Annotated in this window: 16 protein-coding genes; 11 read left to right on the top strand and 5 right to left on the bottom strand. The window is 69.5% G+C overall.

Features of this window, described 5'->3' with window-relative positions; genetic code table 11:
• Positions 1-179 precede the first annotated feature (179 nt).
• Both A5696_RS04815 and A5696_RS04810 read left to right on the top strand, forming a co-directional pair.
• Positions 180-1265, top strand: a complete 1086-nt coding sequence (locus tag A5696_RS04815) for an S-(hydroxymethyl)mycothiol dehydrogenase (RefSeq protein ID WP_067874486.1) — start codon at positions 180-182, stop codon at positions 1263-1265.
• The gene (locus tag A5696_RS04810) at positions 1265-1888 is read left to right on the top strand and encodes an MBL fold metallo-hydrolase (protein WP_067874199.1); all 624 of its coding nucleotides are present in this window, start codon (positions 1265-1267) and stop codon (positions 1886-1888) included. The genes A5696_RS04815 and A5696_RS04810 overlap by 1 nt, the downstream gene beginning before the upstream one ends.
• 20 nt (positions 1889-1908) lie before the next feature.
• On the opposite strand, the gene A5696_RS04805 is transcribed toward A5696_RS04810, so the two are convergent.
• Complete coding sequence (locus tag A5696_RS04805; RefSeq protein WP_067874196.1) at positions 1909-2964, bottom strand: PE family protein; 1056 nt, start codon at positions 2962-2964, stop codon at positions 1909-1911.
• Between the two features lie 160 nt (positions 2965-3124).
• A complete protein-coding gene (locus A5696_RS04800) occupies positions 3125-3835 on the bottom strand; it encodes an SHOCT domain-containing protein (RefSeq protein WP_067874193.1) in 711 nt (236 codons plus the stop codon).
• Between the two features lie 97 nt (positions 3836-3932).
• On the opposite strand from A5696_RS04800, the gene A5696_RS04795 reads away from it, so the two are divergent.
• From A5696_RS04795 to A5696_RS04785, 3 genes are all read left to right on the top strand, one after another.
• The gene (locus A5696_RS04795; protein ID WP_067874190.1) at positions 3933-4889 is read left to right on the top strand and encodes an SDR family oxidoreductase; all 957 of its coding nucleotides are present in this window, start codon (positions 3933-3935) and stop codon (positions 4887-4889) included.
• 13 nt (positions 4890-4902) lie between these two features.
• The gene (locus A5696_RS04790; RefSeq protein WP_067874187.1) at positions 4903-6009 is read left to right on the top strand and encodes an SAM-dependent methyltransferase; all 1107 of its coding nucleotides are present in this window, start codon (positions 4903-4905) and stop codon (positions 6007-6009) included.
• A gap of 74 nt (positions 6010-6083) precedes the next feature.
• Entirely contained in the window at positions 6084-6437 is a 354-nt protein-coding gene (locus A5696_RS04785) for a hypothetical protein (protein ID WP_067874185.1), read from the top strand.
• A gap of 13 nt (positions 6438-6450) precedes the next feature.
• Here A5696_RS04785 and A5696_RS04780 read toward each other — a convergent pair whose 3' ends face one another.
• On the bottom strand, positions 6451-8151 hold the full coding sequence (locus tag A5696_RS04780; RefSeq protein ID WP_067874183.1) for an Hsp70 family protein: 1701 nt from the start codon (positions 8149-8151) through the stop codon (positions 6451-6453).
• 108 nt (positions 8152-8259) lie between these two features.
• Positions 8260-9345, bottom strand: a complete 1086-nt coding sequence (locus A5696_RS04775; protein ID WP_067874484.1) for a dihydrodipicolinate reductase — start codon at positions 9343-9345, stop codon at positions 8260-8262.
• Positions 9346-9430: 85 nt separating this feature from the next.
• On the opposite strand from A5696_RS04775, the gene A5696_RS04770 reads away from it, so the two are divergent.
• The 3 genes from A5696_RS04770 to A5696_RS04760 all read left to right on the top strand — a co-directional run bounded on the left by A5696_RS04770 (position 9431) and on the right by A5696_RS04760 (position 11711).
• Positions 9431-9778 carry an MmpS family transport accessory protein gene (locus tag A5696_RS04770; RefSeq protein WP_067874180.1) on the top strand — a complete coding sequence of 116 codons (348 nt, stop codon included), beginning with the start codon at positions 9431-9433 and terminating at the stop codon, positions 9776-9778.
• Between the two features lie 11 nt (positions 9779-9789).
• Positions 9790-11085 carry a cytochrome P450 gene (locus A5696_RS04765; protein ID WP_067874177.1) on the top strand — a complete coding sequence of 432 codons (1296 nt, stop codon included), beginning with the start codon at positions 9790-9792 and terminating at the stop codon, positions 11083-11085.
• An 86-nt stretch (positions 11086-11171) separates the two neighbouring features.
• Positions 11172-11711, top strand: a complete 540-nt coding sequence (locus tag A5696_RS04760) for an ester cyclase (protein ID WP_067874174.1) — start codon at positions 11172-11174, stop codon at positions 11709-11711.
• A 21-nt stretch (positions 11712-11732) separates the two neighbouring features.
• Here A5696_RS04760 and A5696_RS04755 read toward each other — a convergent pair whose 3' ends face one another.
• Positions 11733-12440 carry a haloacid dehalogenase type II gene (locus tag A5696_RS04755; RefSeq protein ID WP_082968910.1) on the bottom strand — a complete coding sequence of 236 codons (708 nt, stop codon included), beginning with the start codon at positions 12438-12440 and terminating at the stop codon, positions 11733-11735.
• Between the two features lie 65 nt (positions 12441-12505).
• On the opposite strand from A5696_RS04755, the gene A5696_RS04750 reads away from it, so the two are divergent.
• The 3 genes from A5696_RS04750 to A5696_RS04740 all read left to right on the top strand — a co-directional run bounded on the left by A5696_RS04750 (position 12506) and on the right by A5696_RS04740 (position 14030).
• On the top strand, positions 12506-12874 hold the full coding sequence (locus A5696_RS04750) for a YidH family protein (protein WP_067874172.1): 369 nt from the start codon (positions 12506-12508) through the stop codon (positions 12872-12874).
• Positions 12871-13191, top strand: coding sequence for a DUF202 domain-containing protein (locus tag A5696_RS04745; RefSeq protein ID WP_067874169.1), 321 nt, complete (start codon positions 12871-12873; stop codon positions 13189-13191). Before A5696_RS04750 ends, A5696_RS04745 begins: the two co-directional genes overlap by 4 nt.
• Positions 13192-13298: 107 nt before the next feature.
• The gene (locus A5696_RS04740; protein WP_067874166.1) at positions 13299-14030 is read left to right on the top strand and encodes a cutinase family protein; all 732 of its coding nucleotides are present in this window, start codon (positions 13299-13301) and stop codon (positions 14028-14030) included.
• Positions 14031-14078: the final 48 nt, after the last annotated feature.

The following is a 14078-nucleotide window of genomic DNA, read 5'->3' as shown; positions in this document are numbered from 1 at the left end:
CGCCCCGCGAAATCTTCGGTGGTTTCCGAGGTGGTCTCAGGTGCCGTCACGCTCTGCAGACGCTACACCGCCTTCCTTCACACCGAGACTGCGCTCAGCGCGTCCATTTCGCCGAGTTGGGCGATCTCAGCGCAGACTCGATGCGACCAGAGCGCCAGGCCGCCAGTAGGTTGGAGGCCATGAGTCAGACAGTGCGCGGAGTGATTTCACGCAAGAAGGGCGAACCGGTCGAGCTGGTCGACATCGTCGTCCCGGACCCCGGGCCCGGCGAAGCGGTGGTCGACATCATCGCCTGCGGGGTGTGCCACACCGACCTGACCTACCGCGAGGGCGGCATCAACGACGAGTACCCGTTCCTCCTCGGCCACGAGGCCGCCGGCACCGTCGAGGCGGTCGGGCCGGGCGTGACGGCGGTGGAGCCGGGCGACTTCGTGATCCTGAACTGGCGCGCGGTGTGCGGGCAGTGCCGGGCCTGCAGGCGCGGCCGGCCGCAGTACTGCTTCAGCAGCCTCAACGCCGAACAGAAGATGACGCTGACCGACGGCACCGAGCTGACGCCGGCGCTGGGCATCGGCGCGTTCTGCGACAAGACGCTGGTGGCCGCGGGCCAGTGCACCAAGGTCGACCGACAGGCCGACCCGGCGGTCGCCGGGCTGCTGGGCTGCGGCGTGATGGCCGGGCTGGGCGCGGCGATCAACACCGGCGGCATCACCCGCGACGACACCGTCGCCGTGATCGGCTGCGGCGGCGTGGGCGACGCCGCGATCGCGGGGGCCGCGCTGGTCGGGGCCCGGCAGATCATCGCCGTCGACACCGACAACACCAAGCTGGACCTGGCCCGCAAGTTCGGCGCCACCCACACCATCAACGCCCGCGAGTTCGACGTCGTCAAGACCATCCAGGACCTCACCGACGGCTTCGGGGTCAACGTGGCGATCGACGCGGTGGGCCGGCCGGAAACGTGGAAGCAGGCGTTCTACGCCCGTGACCTCGCCGGAACCGTTGTGCTGGTTGGGGTTCCGACGCCCGACATGCGACTGGACATGCCGCTGCTGGACTTCTTCAGCCACGGCGGGTCGCTGAAGTCGTCGTGGTACGGCGACTGCCTGCCCGAACGCGACTTTCCCACCCTGGTCGACCTGTACCTGCAGGGCCGGCTCCCGCTGGACAAGTTCGTCTCCGAGCGCATCGGCCTCGGCGACGTCGAGGAGGCGTTCCACCGGATGCACGGCGGCAAGGTACTGCGTTCGGTGGTGATCCTGTAATGGTCACGATCGACCGGGTGATCACGCACGGCACGTTCGAACTGGACGGCGGCAGTTGGGAAGTCGACAACAACATCTGGCTCATCGGTGACAATTCGAACGTCGTGGTCTTCGACGCCGCTCATGACGCGGCGCCGATCGTCGAGGCCGTCGGCGGCCGCCACGTGGTGGCGGTGGTGTGCACGCACGGGCACAACGACCACGTCACGGTGGCCCCCGAACTGGGTAGGACACTCGACGCGCCGGTGCTGCTACATCCCGCCGACGAGGTGCTGTGGCGAATGACCCACCCGGACAAAGATTTTCGCAGCGTGTCCGACGGTGAGAGGTTGAGTGTCGGCGGAACCGAGCTGACGGCGCTGCACACCCCGGGCCACTCCCCCGGATCGGTGTGCTGGTACGTGCATGACCTGGGCGTCGTGTTCAGCGGCGACACCCTGTTCGCCGGCGGTCCCGGCGCGACGGGACGCTCCTACTCGGACTTCCCGACGATTTTGCGGTCCATCTCCGAGCGGCTGGGCACGTTGCCCGGCGACACCGTCGTGCATACCGGTCACGGCGACAGCACCACCGTCGGCGACGAGATCGTCCACTACGAGGAGTGGGTCGCCCGGGGGCACTGAAAGGTGTTGCCGGCGAACGGCTATGCGTTTCCGGGCGGTCGAAGGCCCAGAGCGCCCAGCAGTTCCTCGCGTCCCCACGGCTTGCTCTTGGCAGCCTCGCGGAGTTCCTCGCGCCATTCCTCTTTGTCTCGAAGCCCGGACCGCATGCCGCGGCGTAACCCCCTCGGTATGCGAAGCCTGAGCAGGGGAAGGGGCACCGCCGCCTTGTCGTGGGGAATATCGGCCGGGTGGGACGCATCGCCGGATTGCGCCGGGTTGCCCTGATGCAGCGGCTGGCCCTTGGGGGCCGTCGGTATCGGCGGCGGGGCCGCCGGGGAGGCGGCCACGGCGGAGGCCGCGGGTACCACCGGTTCAGCGAAGCCGCCGATCGCGGCCGGATCGCCGCCAAGGCCGACCGCGGCAGGCACGCCCAGCCCCGCCGCTGCCGGGTAGCCACCCGCGACGACGGGGGGCGCGGCCGGCGGCGTGGCAAAGTGCGGCATCACTGGCCCAGTCGGCGCCGCCGGCGCCACCGGTGCCCAAGCGGCTGGGACGGCGGCGGCCGCGGCAAGGCCCGGACCGGCGACGCCCCCGCCATTGGTCGCGCCCACGGCTGCGCCGCCATCACCGCTGGCGCCGCCGCCGGCCGTGACGCCTTGCGGACCACCGGGCGCGGCCGGGTGGGCGTCCGCGCCGGATGGGCCGAGCCCGCCGCCCGCCAGGTTGCCGCTGGACATGCTGACGCCGCCGCTGGGCACCGGCGCGGCCATGCCCCCATGCTGGGCGGTACCCGCGCCGCTGCCCAGGTGCGACGCGTTCGCGGTCTCGGCATTGCCGTAGGTTCCCGCGCTCGCCCGCAGGACCTGTACAAACATGTCGTGAAAGTAGTTCGCCTGAATGCCGGCGGCCTGATAGGACTCGGCGTGCGCGGCGAACAGCGCCGATACGTACGCCGACACCGCGTCGCCGCCCGGGGCGTCCACTTCAGCGGTGCCGGCCGCCGCGTTCGCGTTGGCCGTGTTGATCGACGAACCGACCGAGGCCAAATCCCCGGCCGCAGCCTCCACCGCGTGCGGCGTTGTTGTCACGTGCGACATGAGCGAACTCCCAACCATCTGCCCGTGCAGATCGTAGCGCGACGGGAACCGACATCCTAGGGTTTCGTGGCACGGCCTTCTGGGTGCCGCGAGCGTAACCACCCTGCGAAATTCGGCCGCCACATGCGCGGCCAGGTTACGCTCGCGGACGACAAAGGCCCTAATGCCCCTCGAGGATCCGGCGCTTCTCGGCCTCGAACTCCTCGGCGGTCAGCGCGCCGGAATCCCGCAGCGCGGCAAGGGTTTTGAGCCGTTCGAGGCGCACCCCCTCGTCACTGGGCTCCACAGGCGCCACGGCGGGCGGGTGGTACGGGCTGGCCGCCACCACGGCCCGCCGCCGCGTGCGACCCAGCCACATTCCGGACATGATCGATCCGGCCAGCCCCACCACGAACAGCCCGACGAACAACCACACCAGAAAGCCGTAGGAACTCCTGCGGCCGAAGGCCAGTCGCGGATTGATGTATCCGTTGACCTGGCCGTCGGTGGTGATGTCGTAGTTGCCGCTGACCGGAATCTGAGCCACCCACACCCGCACGTGCGCGTCGTTGTTGACCGTCGTTGTGCTGCCGATGCTTTCGTTCAGCGCGGGCTGCGCCACCCCCTCGGGCGGCGCGATCGTGACGCCCAGCGGCGGCACCGGCAGCCCCCCGTTGGGACTGCCGATGATGACGGTGTGCAGGCTGACGGTGACCTCGCCGGCCGGCAGGTAGACCCTGCCGGTTCCCGGGATCGGCACCTCGCCGTAGGCGTTGTACTTGTCCAGGAAGAACGCGTTGAGTACCAGGGCGACGATGAAGCCGCCCACCGACACGATCATCAGCACGACGGCGGCGGCCAGCGAAACCTTGGCGAGCCGCCTGCTGTTCATCCAGGCAGTGTGTCACCTCCGCGTCGGGGACGACACTGTCGACGAGCCGAGACAAAGAGCACACTATGACGGGGCGCTCAGGAAAGGAGTTGAACGCATGGCCAACGATCTCGTCGCCACGGTGCCCGACCTGTCAGGCAAGCTGGCGATCATCACCGGCGCCAACAGCGGGCTGGGCTTCGGGCTGGCCCGGCGCCTGTCGGCCGCCGGCGCCGACGTCGTCATGGCGATCCGCAACCGCGCCAAAGGGGAAAAGGCGATCGAGGAGATCCGCGCCACGGTCCCCGACGCGAAGCTGACCATCAAGCCGCTGGACCTGTCGTCGCTGGCCTCGGTCGCCGCCCTGGGCGAACAACTCAACGCCGAGGGCCGCCCGATCGACATCCTGATCAACAACGCCGGCGTCATGACGCCACCGGAACGCGACACCACCGCCGACGGTTTCGAATTGCAGTTCGGCAGCAACCATCTCGGGCACTTCGCGCTGACCGGGCACGTGCTGCCGCTGCTGCGCGCCGCCGACAAGGCGCGCGTCGTCTCGCTGAGCAGCCTGGCCGCGCGCCAGAGCGGCAAGATCCATTTCGACGACCCCAACTTCGAGAAGTCCTACGCGGCGATGTCGGCCTACGGCCAGTCCAAGCTGGCGGTGTTGATGTTCGCCCTCGAGCTGGACCGGCGCAGCCGCGCGGGCGGCTGGGGCATCGTCTCCAACGCCGCGCACCCCGGCCTGACCAAGACCAACCTGCAGATCGCCGGGCCCTCGCACGGCCGCGAACAGCCCGCGCTGATGGAGCGGTTGTACCGGGCGTCGTGGCGTTTCACCCCGTTCTTGTGGCAAGAGATCGACGAGGGCATCCTGCCCGCGCTGTACGCGGCCGCCGCGCCGCACGCCGAGGGCGGCGCGTTCTACGGCCCCCGCGGGTTCCAGGAGCTGGCCGGCGGAGGGGTCCGGCAGGCCAGGGTCCCTGCGAATGCCCGCAACCAGGACGACTGCCGGCGGCTGTGGGAGCTGTCCGAGCAGCTCACCGGCGTGCGCTACCCGGAGACCGACTGACTATCGTTGGTGCATGCGGCCGGAACCCCGTCTGCCCGAATCGAGCATCGTGGTCCGGCCCGAGCCGACGGACAGCGCCACCTACACCCAGTCGTCGCGGCTGCAGGCCGCCGGCCTGGCGCACGCCATCGCGTTGTTCGAGCGGGCCGCGGAGCAGGTGCCGCTCCCGGCGGCCCCGCAGCCGATCGTCATCGCCGACTACGGCGCCGCCGACGGGCACAACTCGCTGAAGCCGCTGTCGGCGGCCATCGCGGTGCTGCGCCGGCGCACCCGCTCCGACCACGCGATCCTGGTGGCGCACACCGATGTTCCCGGAAACGACTTCACCGCGCTTTTCCAAACCCTGGCCGACGACCCGGACAGCTACTTGCACACGGACACAACGAGTTTCGCCTCGGCGATCGGCCGGTCCTTCTACGGACAGATCGTGCCGTCCAAGACGGTCAACCTCGGCTGGACGTCGTGGGCCACGCAGTGGGTGAGCCGGATCCCCCACGAGCTCCACGACCACGTGCACGCCGCCTACAGCACCGACGAGGCGGCCCGCGCCGCCTACACCCAGCAGGCGGCCAAGGACTGGCACGACTTCGTGGCGTTCCGCGGGCGCGAGTTGGCGCCCGAGGGGCGGTTGGTGGTGCTCACGCTGGGCGTCGACGACGACGGCAAGCCGGGCTTCAAGACGCTGCTCGACGCGATCGTGGCGGCGCTGGCCGATCAGGCGCGCGACGGCCTGCTCGGCGAGGACGAGCTTCGGCGCATGGCCATCCCCACGTTTGGCCGCAGCGAGAAGGACTTTCGGGCCCCGTTCGCCCCGAGCGGGCGGTTCGAGGGCTTGACCATCGAGCACCTCGAGATGTTCAACGCCGAGGACCGGTTCTGGGCCCGCTACCAAATTGACGACGACGCAAACGCTTTCGGAGCGCGGTGGGCGGCGTTCGCGCGGTCCGCGGTGTTCGCGGCCCTGGCTTGCGGGCTGGACGGCGGCGCCGGCGACCCGCGGGCGGCCCAGTTCGTCGACCGGCTGGAGTCCGCGGTCGCCGGACGTTTGTCAAGCGCGCCAGAGCCGATGCGGATTCCGCTCGCGTCGGTGGTGCTGGTCAAGAGCCGCCGCTCGGGCTGACGAGAGTTTCGACACAGTGCAACAGCGGGTACCCGCCGCATGGTCGGAACTGCGACTCCAAAGGGGGTAGGTGCATGAGCGTGCAGGACGACAAAGAGGCTGGCCAGGAAGAGGACCAGAAGTTAACCGAAAAGCCCGAGGTCCAGGAAGAGCACAAGCAACAGGCCGCCGAGATGATGAAGGCCTATAAGGACGAGCCGACCGTGGTGCTGCCCGGATCCGGCGGCATGGTGTCCGGCACGGCGGTCAACGATTGGCTGGACGAGGGCGGCAACCCCCAACACAACGTTCCTGATGGGCGCGACTCGGACGAGGGCGACGAAGGCAGGGACGATGAGGCCCGCAAAGAGCAGATCGAGAAGGACAAGGCTCTCAACGAGGAGCTGAGGAAGGCCGCGGCCGCGGAGAACAAGGGCGAAAAGGGCTGAGCTGAAATCCAATTCAGTGGGCGCGCGGGGCGATCTGGCTGATCAGGGTGGGGATTTCCGGGAAACCGGGGATCGGCGCGTTGAGCCCCGGTATTGGAGGCAGCGGCGGGATCTCGGGGATTCGGATGCGCGGAATCGCGGCCCGCGGGGGCGGCGGCGCAGGCGCCGCCGGGACGTCTTGAACCGCAGGTGGAGCGGCGGCGGTCGGCGTATCCGGCGCCGGTGCCGGGGTGGTGTCCGGGCTTGAGGGCGGCGGTGGCTGCTGGGTCGGCGGCGGGGGCGGAGAACTGGTGGTGCTCGTCGGGGGCGCCGGCGAGGCGGGAGTCGTGCTTGCGCCCGGATTGGTCATCACCTGGTTATTCGAGCCCAACCCGATCGCCAGGGCGACGCCGGCGAGCACCATCACCGCCAGGGCGCCGAGGACCAGGATCAGCGGCAGCCGGCGCCAGGGAATCACCGACTTCTTGGGTGCCGGCGCGGCGGGTTCGGGCTCCTCGACCTTCACCGCGGCACCGGCGGCGGTTTTAGGCCAGGGGCGCGCGGCAGTGGGCATGGCGCTCGAGCCGGCGCCGTCCTGCGCCCAGGCCCGGGCGGGCATCCCGCCGGACACCGCCGCCGGCGCCCAAGCCGCGGCCGCCGCTGTCGCCGTTGCCGTTGCCGTTGCCGCCGGGGCCTGCGCGGTCGGGCCGTTGTCGTCGGGACGGCGCTCCGCGCGCAAGGCGGCGCCCGTGGCGGCCGCCAATTGCGGTCGGGGCGTCGTGACGACCGGGACGCGGAGGTGTCCGGACAGCCGGGTGGTGACCGCCGGGATGTTCGCGCCACCGCCCACCGAGACCACCGCGACGAGATCGCGAATGCCATTGCGCCGCAAGGACTCATCCAGCAGCGCGACGAAGTTGTTCAGCGAGTCGCGGATCGCGTCGTCGAGCTCGTCGCGGGTGAGCCGGACGTCGGACAGCGTGGCCACGGTGTTTGACGAGAGCTGCTCCTTGGCGCCGCGGCACCCGGTTCGCAGCCGGCTCAGCGAGCCGATCGCCGAGGTACCCGAGGGGTCGAACGCGCCCGTGCTCGGCATGTTGGCCATGACGGCGGTCAACAACGCCTGGTCGATCATGTCGCCGCAGAAGTCGTGATGCCGCACGGTCGGCGCGATCGGCTGGTCGCCGGCGGCGTCCATCAACGTGATGCTGGTGCCGCTGCCGCCGAAATCGCATACGGCCACCGTTCCGCGCCCGGGAATGCCCGGACTGGTCCGCACCGCCGTCAGCGTCGCCGCCGCGTCGGAAATCAGCACCGGCGGCCGGGCAAGATCGGACCATTCGACCACCCCACGCAGCGCACCGCGCAGGGCGTCCACCGACTTGGCTGACCAGTGCGCCGGGTAGGTCACCGCGACGCTCTCGGGCAACGGGCGCCCGCCGGTGGCGGCGTAGGCCAGGGCGCGCAGGGCGTCGGCGATCAGCGCGCCGCTGCGGTGCACCGAGCCGTCGGCGGCCACGATGCCCACCGAGTCGCCGACCCTATCCACGAAATCGGTGACGACCAGGCCGGGCTCATCAAGCCGCGGGTTCTCCGAGGGCACGCCGACCTCGGGCCCGCGCTGGCGATACAGCGTGAGGACAGGCTTGCGGACGAGTGCGAGATCTGCGGTCACGGCCGCCAGGTTGGTGGAACCTATCGACAAACCCAGCGCCGGTCTTGCTCTGACGGCCATCTATCCATCCCCATATTCAGCGGCACTGGGTATTGTGTCGCTGATTCCTATAGCCATTCAAAGCGTCCGCTATGCGTGAGCTGTGCGACTCCAGGGCCGCGGGCGCGCTCAGCGAATGGCGCCCACCCCGGCGATCAGCGGCAGGTCCAGCGGGGTGACCCAGCCCGGACGCAGGTCGTTGACGGCCGGCACCGCGTTGAGGGCCCGCATCCCCGTCGCCAGGCACCCGGCGGTGGCCGCGTCGCGGCCCGAGCCGTCGGTGAACCGGAACGCGGTCTCCTGAAAGATGCTCGGGGTGCCCTCGATGTCCACCCGGTAGACGTCGTTGTCGTGGCCCGACGGCCAGTCCGGGGCGGCGTCGAGCCCGATACGGTTGACGTGCTCGAGCTGAATTCGCGTCTCCCCCTTGTAGATTCCGTTGATGGTGAACCGCACGGCGGCGACGTGCCCGGCCTTGATGACGCCCTTGACCGTCGTGCGCTCCGTCGGGGTCACCCACTTGTCCCACGTGGTGGTGATCTCGTCGAGCATGATGCCGGCGGCGTGCGCGATCATCGGGACTGTGGCGCCCCACGCGAAGATCAACATGTTGGAGTCTTCGAGCAGCGGGCTGTATTCGGGCTCGCGCCCGATGCCCATCTCGACTTCGTAGTCGCCCTCGTAGTTCGTGTAGTCCAACAGCTCCGAGGCCCGGACCCGGCGCACCTCCGAGCACAGGCCCATCAGCGTCATGGGGAACAGGTCGTTGGCGAAGCCGGGGTCGATGCCGGTGGTGAAGCACGACGACTCGCCCAGCTCGCACGCCTCGGTGATGGGCTCGATCCAGCTCGGCGGGTTGAGGTGCATCGTCGGCCACACCCACGGCGTCATCGCCGTCGAGCACACGTCGATGCCGGCCCGCAGGAAGCGGGTGATCAGCGCGATGTTGTCCTTGGCGTGCATCGCCGTCGGACCGTAGTGCACCAGCGCGTCGGGCTTGAGGGCGATCAGCGCGTCGACGTCGTCGGTGGCGATGATGCCGGTCGGTTCGGGCAGCCCGCAGATGTCGGCGACGTCGCGGCCGACCTTGTCGGGGTTGCTCACGCCGACACCGACCAACTCGAACAGCGGATGCTTGACGATCTCGGCGATCACCATCTTGCCGACGAAGCCGGTGCCCCAGACCACCACGCGCTTTGAGCCGTGTTCCGACATACACACCTTCCTGACCTTCAGCCCCCGGTTCACCCGCGTTCACCCTATAGACCAGGCGATGTTCGTGGTGACACGATGTGAAACCATGACCAGTCATCTGCGCGGGCCCGCGATCCTGTTCGCCGTCGGCATCGGGCTCGCCAACAGCTGCGGCGGCGTGGCGAGCGCGAACGAGAACCCCCAAGTCCGCTACGAGGTGAGCGGACCCGGCGTCGCGGAGTACATCTCGTATCAAACCAACGGCGGCCAGCAGCGCGCGGTGAACGCGAAGCTGCCGTGGTCGACGCAGTTCACCGGCTTCGGGGGCGAGGTGTTCGTGCTAAGTGCGCAAGGGCCCGGGCCGATCAACTGCAAGATCCTGATGGACGGCAACGTCGTGAGCGATGCGACGGCAACGGTGGGGGCGCCGGCCAGGACCGTCTGCACCCACTGAGAGGAATTTCCGTGCCACTCACGACCGGTATCGCGACGCGAGTCAACGGTGCGCCACCGCCCGAGGTGCCGCTTTCCGACATTCATCTCGAGTCGCTGGAGTTCTGGGGGCGCGACGACGACTACCGCGACGGCGCTTTCGCCACCCTGCGCCGCCAGGCGCCGATCTCGTTCTGGCCGGCCATCGAATACGAGGGCTTCGAGGCCGGCCCCGGGTATTGGGCGCTGACCAAGCTGGACGACGTGCACTACGCGAGCCGGCACCCGGACGTCTTCAGCTCCGCGGGCGGCATCACGATCGGCGACCAGATGCCGGAGTTGGCCGAGTACTTCGGTTCGATGATCGTGATGGACGATCCGCGACACCAGCGGCTGCGCTCGATCGTCAGCCGGGCGTTCACCCCGAAGGTGGTGGCGCGCATCGAGGCGTCGGTGCGCGAGCGGGCGCGGCGGCTGGTGGCGTCGCTGATCGCCGATCATCCGGGCGGCGAGGCCGACCTGGTCAGCGAGCTCGCCGGGCCGCTGCCGTTGCAGATCATCTGCGACATGATGGGGATTCCCGAGGACGATCACCAGCGCGTATTCCATTGGACCAACGTGATTCTCGGGTTCGGCGACCCCGACCTGTCAACCGATTTCGAGGAGTTCACCCGGGTTTCGATGGACATCGGCGCCTACGCCACCGCGCTGGCCGAGGATCGCCGCGTCAACCACCACGACGACCTGACCACCAGCCTGGTGGAGGCCGAGGTCGACGGCGAGCGGCTGACGTCGCAGGAGATCGCGTCGTTCTTCATCCTGCTGGTGGTCGCCGGCAACGAGACCACGCGCAACGCGATCAGCCACGGCGTGCTGGCCCTGTCGCGCTACCCCGACCAGCGGGAGAGGTGGTGGGCCGACTACGACGGCCTGGCTCCCACCGCGGTCGAGGAGATCGTGCGGTGGGCCTCGCCCGTCGTCTACATGCGACGCACCCTGACCCGCGACGTCGAGCTGAGCGGCGTCAAGATGGCGGCCGGCGACAAGGCCGCGCTGTGGTACAACTCGGCCAACCGGGACGAGTCAAAGTTCGCCAATCCCTGGATGTTCGACGTCGGCCGCGACCCGAATCCGCATCTCGGTTTCGGCGGCGGCGGCGCGCATTTCTGCCTGGGCGCCAACCTGGCCCGCCGCGAGATCCGGGTCGTCTTCGACGAACTGCGGCGCGAGATCCCCGACATCGTCGCGGTCGAGGAACCCGCGATGCTGCTGTCGCAGTTCATTCACGGCATCAAGCGGCTGCCGGTCGCCTGGACTCCCCCGAGCTGACCTCTCGCGAGCAGTCACAAAAGCCCCCTGCGCCCCGGCGTGTCGCGGGCTTTTGCGTCTGCTCGCCGGACCATACGCTGGCCAGCGTGACCATTCCCGCCTTTCCCGCTCCCGAGGTGCTCGCCGCCCGCGAGAAGCTCGTGCTCGACCACTTCCACGACGAGGTCCGCCAGGACTGGGACGACGTGTTGGCGACCTTCCCGCATCCGCGCTACGAGCTGATCCCGCAGATGGTCGTCCACGACGGCGACGAGGCGGTGCGCGGCTACTACGTCTACACCCGGACCGCGTTCCCCGACCAGGATCACGAGATCATCGCGCTGCGGCACAGCGCCGACGCGGTGATCGTGGAGTTCTGGCTGATGGGCACCCACCGCGGGTATCTCGGCAAGGTTCCGCCGACGGGCAGCCGGTTCCGCGTCCGCATGACCGCCTACTTCGTCTTTGACGACGCCGAAACCCTTGTCTGCGAACGCATCTACTTCGACACGCTGACCATGATCAAGCAGCTGCTGGGCGGGCTGGACATGAAGAAGCCGGCGAACTGGCTGCTGGCCGCCCGCTGCGTGCGCGGCTTCCTGTCGATGTCGTCGGAAAAGCCGGACCCCGCACTGACTTCGGCATAGCACGGCCGCAGCGGCCCACCGCTAGCAGCCCAGTTGGGCTGCTAGGTCGAGGAAGTCGGACGCGTTGACGTCGAAGTCGTCGGAGTAGGCCACGTCGGCGTCGCCGTCGGCCCCGAACTCCAGCGGCCGCGCGACGAAGGCCGTCGCAAACCCCAGCCGGCCCGCCGCACGGATGTCGTATTTGTGGCTGGCCACCATCATGATGTCGCGGGGGTCCAAGCCGAGGTAGGTCGCGGCCAGGCGATAGATCGCCGGGTCGGGCTTGAACACCCCGGCCATCTCGGCGGCGAAGATCGCGTCCCAGGGCAGGCCCGCGCGCTTGGAGATGTTGATCACCGCCGACGCGTCGGCGTTCGACAGGGTGGCCAGCGTGTACCGGCTCTTCAACCGCGTCAGCCCGGGCACCACGTCGGGCCACGGCCTCAGCCGCTGCCAGGCCAGCGTGAGCTCGTCGCGTTCGGCGTCGGTGAATCCCGCGATGCCGCAGCCGTCTAGGGCGGTGTCGAGCGCGCGGCGATACACCGAGTGCACCGAAACCCAGCCGCTCCCCTGCCCGCCCTGCAGCGCCGCGAAGTAGCCTGCGCGCCAACGGCGCACCAGCCCGGGCCAATCGGCGCCCGGGTGCCGCCCCGCACTGATCCGCGCCGCCTCGTCGCACACGGTCGAATGGAAATCCGTCGCCGTGCCCTGCACGTCGAACAACAGCGCCTTGACCACACGCCTCATCATGCCTTGCTGCGATTAGAATCTGCGGCGTCCAAACGCTTGACCCCACAAGCCCTGCGAGGTACGCCGTGGCCGACGACACCGCCACCGGGCACGACGAGCGCGAACCCGACTACCGCTTCACCCTCGCCAATGAGCGCACGTTCCTGGCGTGGCAGCGCACCGCGCTGGGGTTGCTCGCCGCGGCGGTCGCCCTGGTGCAGCTGGTTCCGGAGCTGGCCGTCCCCGGCGCGCGGCGCGCGCTCGGGATCGGGCTCGCGGCGCTGGCCACCCTCACCAGCGGGATGGGGCTGCTGCGCTGGCAGCAGGCGGACCGCGCGATGCGGCGCGGCGATCCCCTGCCGCGCCATCCCACGCCGGCCTACCTCGCGGTGGGTCTCAGCGTGGTCGGGCTGGTCGCGCTCGGGCTGGTGATCGCCAAGGCGGTCATGGGTTGAGCGATTATCGGCGGCCGCCCGGCCAGACCGAGGATCGGACGGTCCTGGCCTGGACGCGAACGTCGTTCGCGTTCCTGGGCAACGGCGCGCTGCTGATGATCCGGAACCTGCACGGCCCCGCCGGCCCGCTGCAGTTGCTGCCCGCCTATCTGGCCGCCGCCGTGGCGTTGGGCACATACCTGATCGCGCTGCAGCGCCAGCGCACGCTGCAGCGACGGCCCCTCCCGGCGCGGATAAACCCCCGCCGCTCGGTGTACGTCATCGGTACGGCCGTGCTGGTGCTCATCGTCGTCACCACCGTTGCCCAGCTGATTTAGCGCGCGGTACCGGCGGTTCGTCGTTTCGTGGCGCGAGCCGAGCCAGGCCCGAAACCCCAAGCAATTTCACAGGTTTGGGACACGCTCCCGCGGGCAAATTTGCCGTCATGATCGCACGTCACATCACCCGTTTCGTTGTTTCTGCAGTCGTCGCGGCGTCCGGTCTCAGCGCCTCGGTCCTCGCGCCTGCCCTCCCCTTCGCCTCCGCCCAATGCCCGGACGTGCAAGTGGTTTACGCCCGCGGCACCGGTGAGCCCCCCGGCGTCGGCGCCACGGGGCAGGCGTTCGTCGACGACCTGCGCTCGCGCATCGGCGGCAAGTCGCTCGACGTCTACCCGGTCAACTACCCCGCCAGCAACGACTGGGACACCGGCCTCGACGGCATCCGCGACGCCGGCGCCCACGTCGTGTCCATGGCCCACGACTGCCCCAACACCAAAATGGTGCTCAGCGGCTACTCCCAGGGCGCGGCCGTGATGGGCTTCGTCACCTCCGCCGCCGTGCCCGACGGCGTCGACCCCAACACCGTGCCCAAGCCCATGGACCCCTCGGTCGCCGACCACGTGTCCTCGGTCGTGCTCTTCGGCATGCCCAACGTCCGCGCGATGAACTTCCTCAACGAGCCCCCGGTCGCCATCGGCCCGCTGTATCAGCCCAAGACCATCAAGGTCTGCGCCCCCGAGGACCCGGTGTGCTCCGACGGCATGAACTTCGCCGCGCACAACACCTACGCCTCCGACGGCCAGATGATCGACAAGGGCGCGGCCTTCGCGGCCAGCCACCTCGGCGGGAACGGCGCAGCGCCGGCGTCGGCTCCCGGTGGGGGCTTCGGCAGCTGAGCCGATGACTTTCGTCCCTGGCGGACCACCCGGTGCCGGCGGTCAACT

It is taken from the genome of Mycobacterium sp. E2699, from assembly GCF_001666745.1.
Lineage (GTDB): Bacteria > Actinomycetota > Actinomycetes > Mycobacteriales > Mycobacteriaceae > Mycobacterium.
Note: the sequence above shows the minus strand (reverse complement) of the source record. Positions and strands in the feature narration are given on the sequence as shown.

Bases quoted from the DNA above. Each gene is read 5' to 3' on its own strand.
- A5696_RS04815 (WP_067874486.1), top strand. From the start codon at position 180: ATGAGTCAGACAGTGCGCGGAGTGATTTCACGCAAGAAGGGCGAACCG.
- A5696_RS04810 (WP_067874199.1), top strand. From the start codon at position 1,265: ATGGTCACGATCGACCGGGTGATCACGCACGGCACGTTCGAACTGGAC.
- A5696_RS04805 (WP_067874196.1), bottom strand. From the start codon at position 2,964: ATGTCGCACGTGACAACAACGCCGCACGCGGTGGAGGCTGCGGCCGGG.
- A5696_RS04800 (WP_067874193.1), bottom strand. From the start codon at position 3,835: ATGAACAGCAGGCGGCTCGCCAAGGTTTCGCTGGCCGCCGCCGTCGTG.
- A5696_RS04795 (WP_067874190.1), top strand. From the start codon at position 3,933: ATGGCCAACGATCTCGTCGCCACGGTGCCCGACCTGTCAGGCAAGCTG.
- A5696_RS04790 (WP_067874187.1), top strand. From the start codon at position 4,903: ATGCGGCCGGAACCCCGTCTGCCCGAATCGAGCATCGTGGTCCGGCCC.
- A5696_RS04785 (WP_067874185.1), top strand. From the start codon at position 6,084: ATGAGCGTGCAGGACGACAAAGAGGCTGGCCAGGAAGAGGACCAGAAG.
- A5696_RS04780 (WP_067874183.1), bottom strand. From the start codon at position 8,151: ATGGCCGTCAGAGCAAGACCGGCGCTGGGTTTGTCGATAGGTTCCACC.
- A5696_RS04775 (WP_067874484.1), bottom strand. From the start codon at position 9,345: ATGTCGGAACACGGCTCAAAGCGCGTGGTGGTCTGGGGCACCGGCTTC.
- A5696_RS04770 (WP_067874180.1), top strand. From the start codon at position 9,431: ATGACCAGTCATCTGCGCGGGCCCGCGATCCTGTTCGCCGTCGGCATC.
- A5696_RS04755 (WP_082968910.1), bottom strand. From the start codon at position 12,440: ATGATGAGGCGTGTGGTCAAGGCGCTGTTGTTCGACGTGCAGGGCACG.
- A5696_RS04740 (WP_067874166.1), top strand. From the start codon at position 13,299: ATGATCGCACGTCACATCACCCGTTTCGTTGTTTCTGCAGTCGTCGCG.